Below are 17185 nucleotides of genomic sequence, written 5' to 3'. Positions count from 1 at the left end.
ATCAAATGACTCCCCCAAGAATCCCATACTCATCAGCAGCACTACTTTTATTCAGCTTGAGTGGCTGTGCACAGACTGCTGTTTTCTCGCCGCCATCCAATAGCGAGGTGGTCACCGTCACAGTGAAAGTGCCCAAGGACTTGGCAGCAGACACCATGCGAGTGATGTACCGCTCCGAAAAGTGCCCCAGCAAGGAGTCCGCCGACGGCAAACCCTACGAGATCGACGGCTTCTACCCCATCGACGTGGAGCCCCGGCAGGTGGGGCAGAGCGACCTGTATGAGGCCAAGTTGGCCAGGGACGGCGGCGGCGCCTGCCAATGGAAACTAAGTAACGTGACCTTTGGGGTGCATTACGAGAATACGGCGCAGTTTGGGGAGAGTGTTAAGTATGGGCGTGGGGGAGGAGTTATCGTGATATTTGACAATAATCGCCCCCAACGCCGCTCAATGGAAAGCATTGTAGAAGCATCCGGAGATATCCAGATAAAAAAAGATTACTACCCATGGCTTGTTGAAATACACCTGCATGAGCCTCAGAGCATAATAAACATATTAGGAGATCAGGATGTATTTACATACAAGACCAACGACACAAACAAGATCACTTTTGAGCCGAAGCTTCACAGCGAAAAGACAGTAAAGACAATTGGTGCGAAAAGTAGAGACAAGATCGACCTACCGAAGATTATCTACCCTGATGGCAGCGAAATTACCGACGACACCGGCGAACCTGATCTCGGAAAGCTTCAGTCCATTAAAGGAAAATCTTAAAATTATACTCAGGAGGATTCATGGTGTCTGAATATACCCATCGCACTGATACGCTCTGCCCCGAGAAAGTTGTGACCGTGCGTGGCGAACAGATTCGTCACTGGCTGGAATTTCCAGTTGCTCGACGAACAAGGCGACCCGCTATCGCACCAACCTTTTCGAGCAAGCAACGAGGCAACCCGCTGCGGATTGGTCCCCGAGTTCAGCGGCCAAAGCGATGCTAAAGGGCTGATTCGCCTGGAAGGCCTCCATCCCATTGCCGTGACCTTGTGGCTGACCGCCGACCCCTTGGCGGAGGTATTGCAAACCCGGCGCTTGCGCGCGGAGCGAGCTGAGCAGCGGCGGGAACTGGTGTATGCCTACACCTACGACGGCCAGCCACCGAAATCCCCGGTGGAGGCACGGGCGCGAGCGGCAGACCACGCCTACCACTACCTGCGCATTGGCCAACTGAGCGACCGCCTGCCAAACATCCGGCCCAGATGGAAAGATGAAGCACCTCCGGCCTTCCACTTCCCCGACCCAAAGTTCAGCGGCTTTACCGTCAACGCAGAGGCGCTGGACCGTCGCCATGTGCTGGAAATCTGCCCGTTCCGTGCCTGGAACCTGGTATTGCACCACCAGCCCGAATACAGCATGGCCAATGCCTACAACCTGGGGCTGATGGCCAACCTGACTTACACCGACGTGGAGTATGAGGAAAGCCGCCGAAAACAGCCGCGGGCATTGAGCGGACTGAGCGGCACGGTGGAGGAGTTCTTCTTCCGCCAGTGCCAGGACCTCTCCCGTTCGCCCTCATTTCCTCCGCCCGAGCCTGGCGGCGAGTGGGTGCCTGCATTGGTGGTGGATGTGCCCTTCAGCGAGCGCTACACCACTGCGGTGATGCTGGATGCGCGCACGGCATCGATCCCCAAGGGTGAGCCCAAGATTCCCTTCCACATCATCGAGGACACCCAGCTGTTCTACGCCAGCAACAAGACCCAGTTGCTGGTGGCCTGGCGCGGCACCCAGGGGATCTGGGACTGGCTGAGCGATGCCCAATACCAACCCGTGGCCGCCGATGGCACGAGTTGCGAAACCAAGGCGCCCTGCACGCAGCTGACCAGCAAGGGCAAGGTGCACTTCGGTTTTCTGCAGGGGTTTGAGGTAGCGAAAAAGCTTTTCTCAACAGAGTTCGGGACAATTAAAGAAGAGTTAGATCGAAGCCCTAAAGAGCTTTTCATCTGCGGCCACAGCCTGGGCGGCGCACTAGCTCTGATCCATTCAGCAGAACTAAAAGACCGCGAGCCCCTGCTCTACACCTACGGCATGCCACGCACCTTCACCGCCATGGCCATGCAGTACCTACGCTTCCCGCACTTTCGCCATGTCAACGATGCCGACGTCATCCCCTGCGTGCCGCCGGAAGCGGAGCTGGACAACTGGCTGTACGACGTACTCGGCCCCCTGGGGCCGGACCTGGGCTACCTGTGGTCCACCGGCGAGTTGCTGGCCAGCAAGATCGTCGAGTTCGGCGACCCGTTCTGGCACCACGGCAACGTGGTGCTGTTCGGCACGGTGCGGCAGACCGTGGAGAGCACCGAAACCTATCTTGCCCAGGGCGGCAGCGATGGACCCCGCATGCCCCACCAGCGTGTGCTGACCATGCGCCTGCCCGCCATCACCAAGCTCTACCTGGTGCCCAGCCTCAGTGACGAGAAGAGCCGCTTCGCCAACGAGCAGCAGAAGGCGTTCATCAAGTCCCTGTCGCGGGACAGCCTGACCAAGTACTTCCCGCCCTACAGCAACCCGGTAACCGGCAATCACGGCATCAGCGGTAACGACCACCGCATGGCCTTGCAGTACCTGCCCTTCCTGTACAACCAGTTGCTGGAGCTGTGCGCACCGGAGCGGAAGATGCGGCGCAAGGACGAGCGTGCAGCCTTCGAAGAGCAGATGGCAACAAAATCCCGGAACAGCCCCACGGAGGAGCGCACGCGCAACGAGTTGTTCCTCGCCCTGCAAACGCTGCTCCCGATGACCATGGACATGACCAGGCAACTCGAAGGCGGTGGCGATGCGATCCAGCGTTTCGCCGCCCTGGAGCGGGAATCTGGCGAGCCCATCGAAAACATCTACCGCAAGCGCCCGACCGAGGAGTGATGGCATGAGCAATATCCTGATCCACCCCGGCCAGTTCCCGGTGCAGCAAGTCACTTACAGGGTCAGCCAGTACGATGGCAGCCCGCATACTTTCGTGCTCTACCGGATCACCACCCGTGAACGCAAGGTCCACGAGGGCGTGACCAACCGGTATGGCATGACAGAGTCCATCCCCACCCGCTACCCCGACGAGATGAAAATTGTATTTCCCGAAAGCGTCAACGAGGAGGAGCGCTAAGCATGAAAGCCTTGATCAACAGCGCCGGTGGCACCCTGCTGGTGTTCGCCAGCCTGAGTGGCTGCGCCCAGCAACCGACCTTCGCTCCGGCGCCCGGCGGCGAACAGGTGACCATCAGCATCAAGGTGCCGCGGGACCTCGCCGCCAGAAACATGCGAGTGATGTACCGCTCGGCCAAATGTCCCAGCAAGGAATCCGCCGATGGCGTTCCTTACGAAGTCGACGGGTTCTTTCCCATCGAAGTGCAACCACAGCGCCAAGGGCAGAGCGATCTGTATGAAGCCAAGCTGGCCAGGAATGGCGGTGGTGCCTGCCAGTGGCATCTGAGCAACGTGACTTTTGGCGTGCGCTACTCGAATACCGCGCGTTTTGGGGAAATCGTCAAACCAGGAGGCGGGGGGGGAGTAATTGTCGTGTTCGACGATAATCCACCTCAGCAACGCTCCTATCCCGATAGAACCGAAATCATCAGCGGCGACTTATTGATTAAGAAGGATTATTACCCATGGGTGAGCGAAGCTTTCCTGGGGGGGTATGAAAAACAGGCACGCTTAGTGGGAGAGGGAGATATTTACTTAACCTTCAAAGCACCCTTTGCAAAAGAGGTGAAATTTATCCCGGCTCTGCATCCTGAAAGCGTCGTTTACTCAGCAGAGGGGAAGGTTAAACAGAAGGGTAACTACACCAGATTCACCTACCCCGACGGCAGCGTCATCGCCGACGGCAGCAGCGAGCCCGACTTCGACAAACTCCAGGCCATTCGTCTGAAGCAGGCCAAATGAACCCGCTGTAAAAGCCATCCGCAGTTCCCAGTCAGGCGCCCACGGCCTGCGGGCGCCCGTCCAACACGGAGAATTCGTTCGCGACACGAGGGGATGGCCTCAGCCATACCCCAAGGGCGCATCGCGGCAGACGGAACAACACGCGCTGCGCTTTTGCTCAAGACAGATGATAAACGCGCAGCGAAACCGTCCAGCCCTTGCCGCTGACAGGCTTGGCGCAGACGACTTCGACGACCTTGCGGGTGAGTTCGCGTCCGTCCGGTGCGGATAAGCGAATCTCGCCCCAGCGTGTATCCAGCGGCACCGAACAACGAGCGACGAGGGTCTTGAGATTGGGTTCGGTGACGGTCCAGTCGGTGTTGTTTCGGGCGTTTTCGGCGGTCACGAAGGTGCGGGCCGCCTGGTCGATTTCGTAGAGTCCGTGGATGACAGCGTTTGAGCGTTGGGTTTCGAGGAAGGAGCCAGCAGCAAGACAACTGCCACTGACCATTAGGCCCTGCAGGATCGCCAGCCACGCGCGCCGGAGCATCGGCATCACACCGGCGGCAGCGACCAGTCGATGGGCGCCAGGCCGTGCTGTTCGAGGAACTTGTTGGTGCGGCTGAAGTGGCCGTTGCCGAGGAAGCCGCGGTAGGCCGAGAGCGGCGACGGGTGCGCGGACTTGAGCACCAGGTGTTTCTGCGCGTCGATCAGCTTCTGCTTGCTCTGCGCGTGGGAACCCCAGAGCAGGAACACCAGGTTCTCGCAGCGCTGGCTGACCACTTCGATCACCTTGTCGGTGAACGGGCCCCAGCCCGCCTGGGCGTGTGAGCCGGCGCGGGCCTGCTCGACGGTGAGCGAGGTGTTGAGCAGCAGCACGCCCTGCTCGGCCCAGTGCTGCAGGTAGCCGTGATTGGGGATGGGCAGGTTGAGGTCGCGGTGCAGCTCTTTGTAGATGTTCTGCAGCGACGGCGGCGTCGGCACGCCCGGCTGCACCGAGAAGCACAGGCCGTGGGCCTGGCCGGGGCCGTGGTACGGGTCCTGGCCGATGATCACCACCTTCACCTTGTCCAGCGGCGTGGTGTTCAGCGCGTTGAAGATCAGCGGACCGGGCGGGAAGATCACCTTGCCGGCGGCCTTCTCCGCGCGCAGGAATTCACCCAGCTGCTTCATGTAGGGTTTTTCGAATTCCTCGTGGAGGGCTTCTTTCCAGCTGGGTTCCAGCTTGATCCGGTCGTCGTGGGTCATGGTGCGTCTGCCTGGTGAAACGAACCGGCACGCTAAGCAAGCGCCCCGGCCAAGTCAAGGCGGCCTCAGCCGGTGTGCAGCGCCCGGTAATGACTGGGCGCCATGCCCACCACGCTCTTGAACAGCCGCGAGAAGTAGTACGGATCGGCATAGCCCAGCTGTTCGGCGACCTGGCGCACCTCCAGGTTGCCCTGGTCCAGCAGGCGGCAGGCATGGGTCATCTTCAGGCGGATGAAATCCTGGATCGGCGCCTGGCCGGTCAGCGCGCGGTAGGTCTTGGCGAAGTGAAAGCGCGACAGGCGGAACTGCGCGGCCAGCTCGTCGAGGTTCAGCGCGTCGTGCAGGTGCTCGCGCATCATCGCCTGCACCGCTTCCACGTCCAGCACCCGCCCGGACTTCAGCCGCGCCCGCGCCGGGCGCAGCGCCAACGAGGTCAGCAGGCTCTGCAGCAGATGCGCCGCATGGATGAAGTGCGGCAGGCTCAGGCCCTGCCGGCGCAGCGCCAGCAGCGCATCGAACTCGCCGAGCAGGCGCGGTTGCACGCCCACCCGCAGGCGCGGCGACTTGCCCAGTGGCCGCAGGAAGTCTTCGGCCAGCCGGCCGTCCAGGTGCACCCAGAAGATCGACCAGGGTCGCTGCGCATCGGCCCCATAGGCGTGGGGGCGGCCCTTTGGCAGCACCAGCAGATCGCCGCCGGCGACCTCGAATCGTCCATCCGCAGTTTCCAGCCAGCCGTGCCCGGCGCTGCAGTAGATCAGCAGGTGATCGTCCGGGTCTTCCCGCTCCATGCGGTGCCCCACCGCCGCCGGGTAGTAGCCCAGGGCCAATGGATAGCAGGCCTGGCCGAGCGGATGGCGGTCCAGGGCGCGGCGCAGGCGTGGCGGCGTGATGAAGCGCACGCCCTGCTGCGGCAGTGGCCAGGTGGAGATCAGGGGACGGGACATGGTCCGGGTTCCGACGATGGCAATGCCAAGATCGTCCATCCTCAGCCCAAGATCGTCAATCCACAGCGGCCGGCGCAACGGCTATAACCGAAGGACTCTTTACCCGAGAGCCTCTTCGCCCAGGAGCGCGCGCGCCACAAGCGCGAAGCGGTAGCCAACAAGAACAAACAGAGGTAGCTGCATGCATTTCGATCTGTCCGACGAACAACGCCTGCTGGTGGACAGCGCCCGCGCCTTCGCCAGCCGCGAACTGGCGCCCCACGCCGCCGACTGGGACCGCCAGCACCACTTCCCGGTGGACGTCATCCGCCGCGCCGCCGAACAGGGTTACCTGGGCCTGTACATCGCCGAGGAAGATGGCGGGCTGGGCCTGTCGCGCCTGTCCGCCTCGCTGATCTTCGAGCAACTGGCCGCCGGCTGCGTCGCCACCACCGCCTACATGACCATCCACAACATGGCCAGCTGGATGCTCGCCAGCTTCGGCGACGCCGCGCTCAAGGAGCAATGGCTGCCGGGGCTGATCGGCGGCGAGCTGCTGGCCTCCTACTGCCTCACCGAGCCGGACGCCGGCTCCGACGCCGCCCGCCTGCGCACCCGCGCCAGGCGCGACGGCGACGACTACGTGCTGGATGGCGCCAAGACCTTCATCTCCGGCGCCGGCAGCACCGACGTGCTGATCGTCATGGCGCGCACCGGCGAGGAAGGCGCCAAGGGCATCTCCTGCTTCCTGGTGCCGGCCAACGCCGAGGGCATCCGCTATGGCCGCAACGAGGACAAGATGGGCTGGAAGGCGCAGCCGACCCGCACCATCACCTTCGAGGGCGTGCGCGTTCCCGCGGGGAACCGCATCGGCCCGGAAGGCCAGGGGTTCGTCTACGCCATGAAGGGCCTGGACGGCGGCCGACTGAACATCGCCAGTTGCTCCCTCGGCGCGGCCCAGGCGGCGCTGGAGCAGTCGCTGCGCTACGTGGAGGAGCGCAAGCAGTTCGGCAAGGCGCTGGCCGAGTTCCAGGCGCTGCAGTTCAAGCTCGCCGACATGCTCACCGACCTCACCGCCAGCCGGCAGATGGTGCGCCTGGCCGCGCACAAGCTGGACCACAAGGACGGCGAGGCGACCCTGTACTGCGCCATGGCCAAGCGCTTCGCCACCGACCGCTGCTTCGCCCTGTGCAACGAGGCGCTGCAACTGCACGGCGGCTACGGCTACCTCAACGACTACCCGCTGGAGCGCTGGGTGCGCGACAGCCGCGTGCACCAGATCCTGGAGGGCACCAACGAGATCATGCGGGTCATCGTCGCCCGCCGCCTGCTGGAGCAGGGCGGGATGCTGGACCGGTTGTTGTAAGGAGTCACCTGTAGGACCGAGGGGGGCGCCTAGCCCTTGCTCGCGAACCTGCCCCGCTGCGGAGTCGGTTCGCGAGCAAGCTCGCTCCTACGAAAGGCCCACGACCACCGCACTGGAAAAACCGCCCGCCCATGCAGGCGCAATCGAACAGATCGGACATGGACGCGCCCCGCCGCGCGGCCCTAGAGTCCTTGCCCATACGCCCGCCCGCCGGCGGCACCGACAGGAGATGCCCATGAGCAATGCCATCGAGCCTTACAAGCCCGGAGTCTTCGACCTGACCCACAAGCTGACCGTGGAAAAGCACGGCCACACCGCGCTGATCACTATCAACCACCCGCCGGCCAACACCTGGGACCGCGACTCGCTGATCGGCCTGCGCCAGGTGGTCGAGCACCTGAACCGCGACGACGACATCTACGCCCTGGTGGTGACTGGCCAGGGCCCGAAATTCTTCTCCGCCGGCGCCGACCTGAACATGTTCGCCGACGGCGACAAGGCCCGCGCCCGCGAGATGGCGCGCCGCTTCGGCGAGGCCTTCGAAACGCTGCGGGACTTCCGCGGCGTATCCATCGCCGCGATCAACGGCTACGCCATGGGCGGCGGGCTGGAATGCGCCCTGGCCTGCGATATCCGCATCGCCGAGCGCCAGGCGCAGATGGCCCTGCCCGAAGCCGCCGTGGGCCTGCTGCCGTGCGCCGGCGGCACCCAGGCGCTGCCGTGGCTGGTGGGCGAAGGCTGGGCCAAGCGCATGATCCTCTGCGGCGAGCGGGTCGATGCCGAGACCGCGCTGCGCATCGGCCTCGTCGAGCAGGTCGTGGATACCGGCGAAGCCCGTGGCACCGCCCTGCTGCTGGCGGCCAAGGTCGCACGGCAGAGCCCGGTGGCGGTGCGCACCATCAAGCCGCTGATCCAGGGCGCCCGCGAACGCGGCCCGAGCACCTGGCTGCCGGAAGAACGCGAGCGCTTCGTCGACCTGTTCGATGCCGACGACACCCGCGAAGGCGTGAACGCCTTCCTGGAAAAACGCGATCCGCACTGGCGCAACCAATAAGGGCCCGACGATGAATGTGATGTTCGAGGAACGCCCCGGCCTGCACGGCTTCCGCATCGGCGTGGTGACGCTGGACGCGGAGAAGAGCCTGAACGCCCTGAGCCTGCCGATGATCGAGGCGATGAACCACCAGCTGCGCGTCTGGCAGGACGATGCGCAGATCGCCTGCGTGGTGCTGCGCGGCAACGGCGGCAAGGCCTTCTGCGCCGGCGGCGACGTGCGCAAGCTGGTGGATGCCTGCCGCGAGAAGCCCGGCGAGGTGCCCGAGCTGGCACGGCGCTTCTTCGCCGATGAATACCGCCTGGACTACCTCATCCACACCTATTCCAAGCCGCTGATCTGCTGGGCCCACGGCTACGTGATGGGCGGCGGCATGGGCCTGATGCAGGGCGCGGGCGTGCGCATCGTCACCCCCAGCAGCCGCCTGGCCATGCCGGAGGTGAACATCGGCCTGTACCCGGATGTCGGCGCGAGCTGGTTCCTCGCCCGACTGCCGGGGCGCCTCGGCCTGTTCCTGGGCCTCACCGCGACGCAGATGAATGCCCGCGACGCGCTGGACCTGGACCTCGCCGACCGCTTCCTGCTCGACACCCAGCAGGAGGACCTGATCGACGGCCTGGTGCAGCTGAACTGGCGCGAACAGGCCGACGTGCAGCTGCACAGCCTGCTCCAGGCGCTGGAGCACGAGGCCCGCGGCGAGATGCCCGAGGCCCAGTTCCTGCCGCGCCGCGCGCGCCTGGACGCGGTGCTGGACTGCGCCAACGTCGCCGAGGCCTGGAACGCGCTGACCGCCCTGGCCAACGACGAGGACGCGCTGATCGCCCGGGGCGCGAAGACGCTGGCCGCCGGCTGCCCGCTGACCGTTCATCTGGTCTGGGAACAGATCCGCCGCGCGCGCCATCTGTCGACTGCCGAGGTGTTCCGCATGGAGTACGCGATGAGCCTGAACTGCTGCCGCCACCCGGAATTCCCCGAGGGCGTGCGGGCGCGGCTGATCGACAAGGACAACACCCCGCACTGGCACTGGCCGGATATCGCTGCCATACCTGATGCAGTGGTGAATGCGCACTTCGACGCGACCTGGGAGGGCGAGCATCCGCTGGCGGACCTGTAGGTCCCTCCTCTGCTCTCCCTGTAGGAGCGGGCCATGCCCGCGATCGCGCCCATGGGGCGCTCCTACAGCAGCGTAGGGCGCATAACCTGGAACAGGTTATCCGCCGCCCACCTGGGCTGCGGATAACGCTTGCGCGTTATGCGCCCTACGAGAGCTGCCGCCCTGAGCCGGCATGGCTTCTCTCCTGGCGCCGGAACGATCTGCGGTCCAACAGGAGGAAACCAGCATGCAAACCATCGCCTTCATCGGCCTCGGCCACATGGGCGCGCCCATGGCCGCCAACCTGATCAAGGCCGGCTACCTGCTGCGCGTGTTCGATCTGGTGCAGAGCGCCATCGACGGCCTGGTCGCCCAGGGCGCCAGCGCCGCGCGCAGCGCCCACGACGCGGTGGACGGCGCCGACGTGGTGATCACCATGTTGCCGGCCAGCCAGCACGTCGAAGGGCTCTACCTCGGCAACGAGGGCCTGCTGGCGCACATCGCCCCCGGCACCCTGGTGCTGGAATGCTCCACCATCGCCCCCGCCTCCGCGCGCAAAGTCCACCAGGCCGCCGCCGAACTCAAGATTCCAATGCTCGACGCCCCCGTCTCCGGCGGCACCGGCGGCGCCATCGCCGGCACCCTGACCTTCATGGTCGGCGGCGACGCCCCGGTGCTCGAACGCGCCCGCCCGGTGTTCTCCGCCATGGGCCGGAACATCTTCCACGCCGGCGGCGACGGTGCCGGGCAAGTGGCCAAGGTGTGCAACAACCAGCTCCTCGCCGTGCTGATGATCGGCACCGCCGAATCCCTGGCCCTGGGCGCCGCCAATGGCCTGGACCCGGTGGTGCTGTCGGAGATCATGCGGCGCAGCTCCGGCGGCAACTGGGCGCTGGAGGTCTACAACCCGTGGCCCGGCGTGATGGAGAACGCCCCGGCCTCGCGTGGCTACACCGGCGGCTTCATGGCCGCGCTGATGACCAAGGACCTGGGCCTGGCGCAGGAGACCGCGCAGGTCAGCGGCAACAGCACGCCCATGGGCAGCCTGGCCCTGGCGCTGTACCGCCTGCTGGTCAAGCAGGGGCATGGCGAGCAGGACTTCTCCGTGGTGCAGAAGCTCTTCGATCACTGAGCCGATTGTGAAGCCAGGCTTACGAGTGCATGGTGCGGGCGTGGCTTTATCCCCCGTCGCGCTCGGCCGAAGATGCATCACCTGCCGCCCTCACCGACCTGAGCGCGGCTCCTCCTCCCACGAAAAGGTGATTGCATGAACATTGCCCTGATCGGCGCCACCGGCCACGTCGGCCATTACTTCCTCGAAGAAGCCCTGCGCCGCGGCCACCAGGTGACCGCGCTGGTGCGCGACCCGGCGAAACTGCCGGCGCGCGATGGCCTCAACGTCGTCCAGGCCGACGTCTACGACCCGGCCCAGGTCGCCCGTGCCGTCGCCGGCCAGGACGCCGTGATCAGCGCGTTCAACGCCGGCTGGGGCAACCCGGACATCCGTGGCGCCCACGCCAGGGGCAGCCGCGCCATCCTCGACGGCGTGAAGGCCGCCGGCGTGAAGCGCCTGCTGGTGCTCGGCGGCGCCGGCAGCCTGGAAATCGCCCCCGGCCAGCGTCTGGTGGACAGCCCGGAATTCCCCGAGCAGTGGAAACAGGGCGCGCTGGGCGCGGCCGATGCGCTGGACCAGCTGCGCGCGGAGAAGGACCTGGACTGGGCCTTCCTCAGCCCGGCCATGCTGCTCGACGGCGAAACCCGCACCGGCAGCTTCCGCGTCGGCGGTGACCAGGTGCTGTTCGACGGCAATGGTGAAAGCCGCATCTCCCTGCCGGACCTGGCGGTGGCGATGCTCGACGAGGCCGAGCAGGCCAACCATCACCAGCAGCGGTTTACCGTGGCGTATTGACCGCAGCGCCGATGCCCATCTGTAGGAGCGCGCCATGCGCGCGAATCGCGGGCATGGCCCGCTCCTACAGGGGGCGCCGGTGCGGGGGCCTGGGTAGGAGCGGACTTCGCCCGCGATAGGGCCGCCTCGCGCCGGAAGCCATCGCGGACAGAGTCCGCTCCTACGCAACGGACAACAGTGAAGCCAACGTGTAGGAGCGCGCCATGCGCGCGATTCGCGGGCATGGCCCGCTCCTACAGGGGGGCGGCGGTGCGGGGGCTTGGGTAGGAGCGGACTTCGTCCGCGATAGGGCCGTCTCGCGCCGGAAGCCATCGCGGACAGAGTACGCTCCTACGTATGCGGACAGCATGGGAGCGCGCCATGCGCGCGATCGCGGGCATGGCCCGCTCCTACAGGGGGGCGCCGGTGCGGGGGCCTGGGTAGGAGCGGACTTCGTCCGCGATAGGGCCGCCTCGTGGGCCCATGACCCTGATGGTCATCTGGAGACACCGCGTCTTCCCCGATGGGTTTCGCGGACAAGGTCCGCTCCTACGAAAGCGCAAACGCCAGAGCCGGCCTGTTGACGCCCCGCACAAACAAAACGGGCCACCCTGGGGTGGCCCGTCTTGTTGGGGCGGGCGCGGCAATCACCGCTCGCGCAGCGCCTCCGCCTTGGCCCGCAGGATGGGCTTGAGCAGGTAGCTGAGGATGCTTTTCTTGCCGGTCATGATGTCCACCGTGGCGATCATCCCGGGGATGATCAGCAGCGGTTTGTCGTCGGTGCCCAGGTGGCTTTTGCGGGTGCGCAGCTTGATCAGGTAGAAGCTGTTGCCATCGTCGTCGGTGACGGTGTCGGCGCCAATCTGCTCCAGGTCCGCCTGCAGGCCGCCGTAGATGGTGTAGTCGTAGGCGGTGAACTTGACCATGGCGTGCTGGCCGGGGCGCAGGAAGGCGATGTCCTGCGGGCGGATGCGTGCTTCCACCAGCAGGGTGTCGTCCAGCGGGACGATCTCGATCAGGTCGCTGCCCGGCTGGATAACGCCGCCAATGGTGTTCACCAGCAGCTGCTTGACGATGCCGCGCACCGGCGAGGTGACCAGGGTGCGGCTGACGCGGTCTTCCAGCGCCTTGCCGGTGGCCGTGGCCTTGCTCAGTTCGGTGCGCGCCTCGTTGAGTTCCTTCAGCGCGTCGCTGCGGAAGCGCGACTGGGTCTCGGCGACCTTGCGCTCGACTTCCTTCACCGCCGCCTCGGCCCGCGGAATGGCCAGCGTGGTGGCATCGAGCTGGCCGCGGTTCTCCACTTCCGAGCGCTTCAGGCGCAGCAGTTCCACCTGCGACATGGCGCCCTGTGCCACCAGCGGCGCGGACATGGAGATCTCCTCGCGCAGCAGGTTCAGGCTGTTGCGGTATTGCGCCTGCTTGGAAACGAACTCGCGCAGTTCCTGCTGCTTCTGCACCAGCTGCTGCTGCAGGCCTTCGGTTTCATCCTTGAGCTGCTGCTGGCGGCTGTGGAACAGCGCCTCTTCGCTGCTGGCCTGGCCCGGCGCCTTGGCGCGCACGTCCTCGGGGATGTTCAGCGGGCGGTCTTCCACCTCGGCGGACAGGCGCTCCACACGCAGGAACATCGCCAGGCGGTCGGCCTCGGTCTCGCCGACGTTGGACTGGAAGCGCGTCGGGTCCAGGCGCATCAGTTGCTCGCCGGCCTGCACCACCTGTCCTTCGTGGACGAAGATCTGCGAGACGATGCCGCCTTCCAGGTTCTGGATCTTCTGCACCTTGGACGAGGGAATCGCCTTGCCCTCGCCCCGGGTGACCTCGTCGATCTGGGCGAAATGCGCCCACAACAGCAGGAAGGCGACGAAGCCGATGAGGATCCAGATGGTCAGGCGCACCACCCGCGGCGCGTCCTCGATCAGCGCCTTGCTGACTTCCGGAAGCGGCTGGCCGGAGAGGCTGTCGCCGCCCTTGAAATAGCCACGGACGGAGTGGCGGATACCGCCCTGGGGATTAAGCGACACTGATCTGCCCCTTCTTCAGTGCATCCATGACCACGTCCTTCGGACCGTCGGCAATGATGCGTCCCTTGTCGATGATCACCAGACGGTCCACCAGGCTGAGCATGGAGGCGCGGTGGGTGACCAGCAGCAGTGTCTTCTCGCCCATGATCGCCTGCAGGCGCTGTTTCAGGCGCTCTTCGCCGGCGTTGTCCATGGCGCTAGTGGGTTCGTCCAGCAACAGGATCGGTGGGTCGAGCAGCAGCGCGCGGGCCAGGGCGACATTCTGCCGCTGGCCGCCGGAGAGGTTGTGGCCGCGCTCGCCGACCTGCAGTTCGTAGCCCTGCGGGTGCAGGCGGACGAACTCGTTGACGCCGGTCAGCTCGGCGACTTCCAGCACGCGTTCGTCATCGATGTAGCGCGCGCCGCTGACCAGGTTGTCGCGCAAGGTGCCGCTGAACAGGCTGATGTCCTGCGGCACGTAGCCGATGTTGTGGCGCAGCTCGCTGATGTCCAGCTGGCGCACGTCGGCGCCGTCCACCAGGAGGTTGCCGTTCTCCGGCTGGTGCAGGCCGACGATCAGCTTGGCCAGGGAGCTCTTGCCCGAGCCGCTGCGGCCGATGATGCCGACCTTCTCGCCGGCGCGGATCTGCAGGTTGATGCCGTGCAGTGCCGCCACCTGCTGGTTCGGGTAGGCGAAGTCGAGGCCGCGCATCTCGATGCCGCCGCGCAGTTGCGAGCGGGTCAGCGGACGCTCGTCGGCGTTGCGCTCCTGGGGCAGCTCCATCATCTGGTTGGTGGTGGCCATGGACAGGCGCGCCTGCTGGTAGCGTTGGATCAGCCCGGAGAGCTGGGTCAGCGGGCCGAGGGCGCGGCCATTGAGCATGTAGCAGGCGATCAGGCCGCCCATGGACAGGTCGCCGGCGATGATCAGGTAGACGCCGCCGATGATCATGATGACCCCGGCCAGCGCCTGGATCAGCACGGTGATGTTCATCGCCAGGGTGGACAGCAGCTTGACCCGCAACTCCAGGCGGCTGAGGGTGCCGATGGTCTGCTCCCAGAGGTACTGGCGCTCGCTCTCGGCGTTGTTGACCTTCACCGCGTCGAGGCTGGCGAGCGTCTCGATCAGGCTGGACTGGCGCTCGGCGGCCAGCGCCATGGTGCGGTTCATGGTCTCCACCAGCGGCTTCTGCAGCAGCCAGCCCAGGCCCGCGGCCAGCGGGAAGGCCATCAGCGGGACGAACACCAGCGGCCCGCCGATGATGCCGATCACCAGCAGGATCAGCAGGGTGAACGGCAGGTCGATCAGGGTGGTGAGCGTGAGCGAGTTAAGGAAGTCGCGCAGCGTCTGGAATTCGTGGATGTTCTGGGCGAACGAGCCGACCCGCGCCGGGCGGTACTTCATGCTCATGCCGACGATGCGCTCGAACAGCGTCGCCGAGATGATCAGGTCGGTCTTCTTGCCGGCCAGGTCCAGGCACAGGCCGCGCATGGTCTTGAGCAGCAGGTCGAACAGGTAGGCGCCGCTGATGCCGATGGCCAGCACCCAGAGGGTGGCGGCGGCCTGGTTGGGCACCACGCGGTCGTAGACGTTCATGACGAACAGCGGCGCGGCCAGGGCGATCAGGTTGATCAGCAGGCTGGCGGCCACGGCGTCGACATACAGCCAGCGCGAGCGCTTGAGGGTGTCGCGGAACCAGCTCTTGGCGCGCGGGATCAGCTCGCCATGCTGCAGGTCGAACTTGTGCTGCGGCTGGGCGAAGAAGGCCTGGCCGGCGTAGTCCTCGCTCAGCAGTTCGCGGCTGACGCGCACTTCGCCGCCGTCGCTTTCCGACAGCAAGAGGCGCGCATCGCCGTTGCTCTCCCAGCCCAGCAGCACCGCGCAGCGCCCTTCGCGCAGCAACAGCATGGCGGGCATGGCCAGGGCGGGAATCTGCTCCAGCTTGCGCTGCAACAGGCGCCCCTGCAGGCCGGCGCGAGCCGCCGCACGGGGCAGCAGCTCGGCGGACAGGCGCTGCCCGGGCAGCGGCAGGCCGCTGGTGAGCATGGCGCGGCTGGCCGGTTTCTGGTGCAGCTGACAGAGCGTCAGCAGGCTGTCCAGCAACGGGTCGTCGAGCAGACCGCGCGGATCGTGGCTTAAGGGTACGGCGCTGACTTCTTGATCCACGCGGATGCTCTCTCGGGCTGGTTAGTTGAGGCCGGGCAGCTGGACTTTCGGCTTGACGTCTTCGGAAGCCACGGCGGCCATCGGCGCCACCACGCCCTGGCTCTTGAGCAGCTCGCCCAGGGTGGCCTTGATGCGGTACTGGGTGAACAGCTCGGTGTACTTCAGGTCGACCAGGCGGCGCGAGGCGTTGAACAGCTCGTTCTCGCTGTCCAGCAGGTCGAGCAGGGTGCGCTCGCCGATGGTGAACTGCTTCTGGTACGCCTCACGCACGCGGGTGCTGTAGTCCACGTACTGGCGGGCGATCGGCAGCTGGTCGCGGGCGTTGTTCAGGGCGTTCCAGGACAATCCGAGTTCCTCGTTCAACTGGCGCAGGGCGTTGTTGCGGATGTCCAGGGCCTGGTTCGCCTCGTAGGACTTGGCCTCCAGCTGGGCCTTGTTGCTGCCGCCGGCGAACAGGTTGTAGCGCATGCGCAGCATCGCCTGCCATTCGTTGTTGTGGCCTTCCTCGCCATCGAGGTTGTTATCGGCACCCTTGGAAAGTTCTGCATCGAATCTCGGATAGAAGGTCGACTTCGCCGCTTCGTACTGCTGCTCCGCCGCGGCCACGTCCGACTCCGCCGAGCGCAGGATCGGGCTGTTCTCCACCAGCTGGCGGCGGGCCGCCTGCAGGTCGTCGGGCAACTGGCCGACGAGGCCGGTCGGCTCGCTCAGGTCGACCGGGTCGCTGCCCACCACGCTGTAGTAGTTGGTGCGGGCGTCGGCCAGGTTGGTCTTCTCGGTCATCAGGTTGTTCTGCGCCTGGGCCAGGCGTGCTTCGGCCTGGTCCTGGTCGGCGAGACGACCGACGCCGCGGGAGCTGCGCAGGCTGATCTGGTCGTAGACGCGTTGGTGGCGTTTGAGATTTTCCTCGGCCAGGCGAACCATTTCCTCGCGGCGCAGCACGTCGGTGTAGACCTGTGCGACGTCCAGCGCGGTGCGCTCGGAGGTGCCCAGCAGCGCGTAGGCGCGAGAGTTGACGGTGGCCTGCTGGCGACCCACTTCGCTGGAGGTGGCGAAGCCGTCGAAGACCATCTGGCGCAGGGCGAGGTTGGATTCGCCACGGTTCAGGGTCTTCCAGTGGTCGCCTTCGCCACGGGTGGTGGTGTCGTCGGAGCCTTCACGGCCATAACCGGCGGTCAGGTCGACGGACGGCAGATAGCCGCCCTTCGCCGCACGCAGTTGCTTGTCTGCCGCCAGACGGGAGTTCACCCCGGCCTGGATTTCCGGGTGGTACTCCAGCGCCTTCTGCATGGCCTGGTTGAGGGTATCGGCCTGCACCGGCAGGGCGGCGGGGATGACGAAAGCCAGGGCGAAGGGTACGGCGTGGGCGAATCGCATGCGCATGAGGAAAAACATCCTTATCAGTGAGATAGCCGCAGCGATTCGATTGCCGCAATCAGCGTCAAAAGACCGGCGAATGGCTGCAAGGAAAGCTTCAAAAAGCGTGATGAATTTCACGCTAAATTTTTTTGGGCGGACCACCGATATCAAAGTGA

Annotated in this window: 15 protein-coding genes; 9 read left to right on the top strand and 6 right to left on the bottom strand. The window is 65.4% G+C overall.

The window, feature by feature from the left end; translation table 11 throughout:
- Positions 1-5: 5 nt before the first annotated feature.
- From N0B71_RS14740 to N0B71_RS14725, 4 genes are all read left to right on the top strand, one after another.
- A complete protein-coding gene (locus N0B71_RS14740) occupies positions 6-773 on the top strand; it encodes a hypothetical protein (protein ID WP_259753312.1) in 768 nt (255 codons plus the stop codon).
- 117 nt (positions 774-890) lie between these two features.
- Entirely contained in the window at positions 891-2915 is a 2025-nt protein-coding gene (locus N0B71_RS14735; RefSeq protein WP_259753311.1) for a lipase family protein, read from the top strand.
- Positions 2916-2919: 4 nt separating this feature from the next.
- Positions 2920-3153: a hypothetical protein gene (locus N0B71_RS14730; RefSeq protein ID WP_259753310.1), complete on the top strand. Its 234-nt coding sequence runs from the start codon at positions 2920-2922 to the stop codon at positions 3151-3153.
- 2 nt (positions 3154-3155) lie between these two features.
- Positions 3156-3935 carry a hypothetical protein gene (locus tag N0B71_RS14725; RefSeq protein ID WP_259753309.1) on the top strand — a complete coding sequence of 260 codons (780 nt, stop codon included), beginning with the start codon at positions 3156-3158 and terminating at the stop codon, positions 3933-3935.
- A 157-nt stretch (positions 3936-4092) separates the two neighbouring features.
- Here the strand turns inward: N0B71_RS14725 and N0B71_RS14720 are convergent, their stop codons facing one another.
- From N0B71_RS14720 to N0B71_RS14710, 3 genes are all read right to left on the bottom strand, one after another.
- Positions 4093-4464: a hypothetical protein gene (locus N0B71_RS14720; protein WP_259753308.1), complete on the bottom strand. Its 372-nt coding sequence runs from the start codon at positions 4462-4464 to the stop codon at positions 4093-4095.
- Between the two features lie 5 nt (positions 4465-4469).
- Positions 4470-5162, bottom strand: a complete 693-nt coding sequence (ung, locus tag N0B71_RS14715) for a uracil-DNA glycosylase (protein ID WP_259753307.1) — start codon at positions 5160-5162, stop codon at positions 4470-4472.
- A gap of 65 nt (positions 5163-5227) precedes the next feature.
- Positions 5228-6106 carry an AraC family transcriptional regulator gene (locus N0B71_RS14710; protein ID WP_259753306.1) on the bottom strand — a complete coding sequence of 293 codons (879 nt, stop codon included), beginning with the start codon at positions 6104-6106 and terminating at the stop codon, positions 5228-5230.
- A 181-nt stretch (positions 6107-6287) separates the two neighbouring features.
- Between N0B71_RS14710 and N0B71_RS14705 the strand changes: the two genes are divergently transcribed.
- The 5 genes from N0B71_RS14705 (at position 6288) to N0B71_RS14685 (ending at position 11507) form a co-directional block, all read left to right on the top strand.
- The gene (locus tag N0B71_RS14705; protein WP_259753305.1) at positions 6288-7451 is read left to right on the top strand and encodes an isobutyryl-CoA dehydrogenase; all 1164 of its coding nucleotides are present in this window, start codon (positions 6288-6290) and stop codon (positions 7449-7451) included.
- Positions 7452-7686: 235 nt separating this feature from the next.
- Complete coding sequence (locus N0B71_RS14700) at positions 7687-8505, top strand: enoyl-CoA hydratase (RefSeq protein WP_259753304.1); 819 nt, start codon at positions 7687-7689, stop codon at positions 8503-8505.
- Positions 8506-8515: 10 nt separating this feature from the next.
- The gene (locus N0B71_RS14695) at positions 8516-9619 is read left to right on the top strand and encodes an enoyl-CoA hydratase/isomerase family protein (RefSeq protein WP_259753303.1); all 1104 of its coding nucleotides are present in this window, start codon (positions 8516-8518) and stop codon (positions 9617-9619) included.
- 226 nt (positions 9620-9845) lie between these two features.
- Entirely contained in the window at positions 9846-10730 is an 885-nt protein-coding gene (mmsB, locus tag N0B71_RS14690) for a 3-hydroxyisobutyrate dehydrogenase (protein ID WP_259753302.1), read from the top strand.
- 135 nt (positions 10731-10865) lie between these two features.
- Positions 10866-11507: an NAD(P)-dependent oxidoreductase gene (locus N0B71_RS14685; RefSeq protein WP_259753301.1), complete on the top strand. Its 642-nt coding sequence runs from the start codon at positions 10866-10868 to the stop codon at positions 11505-11507.
- Between the two features lie 626 nt (positions 11508-12133).
- Here the strand turns inward: N0B71_RS14685 and N0B71_RS14680 are convergent.
- Genes N0B71_RS14680 through N0B71_RS14670 form a run of 3 tightly spaced genes read right to left on the bottom strand, consistent with a single transcriptional unit; the run spans position 12134 to position 17033 of the window.
- On the bottom strand, positions 12134-13504 hold the full coding sequence (locus N0B71_RS14680; protein WP_259753300.1) for an HlyD family type I secretion periplasmic adaptor subunit: 1371 nt from the start codon (positions 13502-13504) through the stop codon (positions 12134-12136).
- Positions 13494-15650, bottom strand: coding sequence for a type I secretion system permease/ATPase (locus N0B71_RS14675; protein ID WP_259753299.1), 2157 nt, complete (start codon positions 15648-15650; stop codon positions 13494-13496). Before N0B71_RS14675 ends, N0B71_RS14680 begins: the two co-directional genes overlap by 11 nt.
- Before the next feature lie 21 nt (positions 15651-15671).
- Positions 15672-17033, bottom strand: coding sequence for a TolC family outer membrane protein (locus N0B71_RS14670; protein ID WP_259753298.1), 1362 nt, complete (start codon positions 17031-17033; stop codon positions 15672-15674).
- Positions 17034-17185 lie beyond the last annotated feature (152 nt).

The sequence above is a fragment of the Pseudomonas sp. GCEP-101 genome (genome assembly GCF_025133575.1).
GTDB lineage: Bacteria > Pseudomonadota > Gammaproteobacteria > Pseudomonadales > Pseudomonadaceae > Pseudomonas > Pseudomonas nitroreducens_B.
This window is presented reverse-complemented; position numbering and strand designations above follow the sequence as displayed.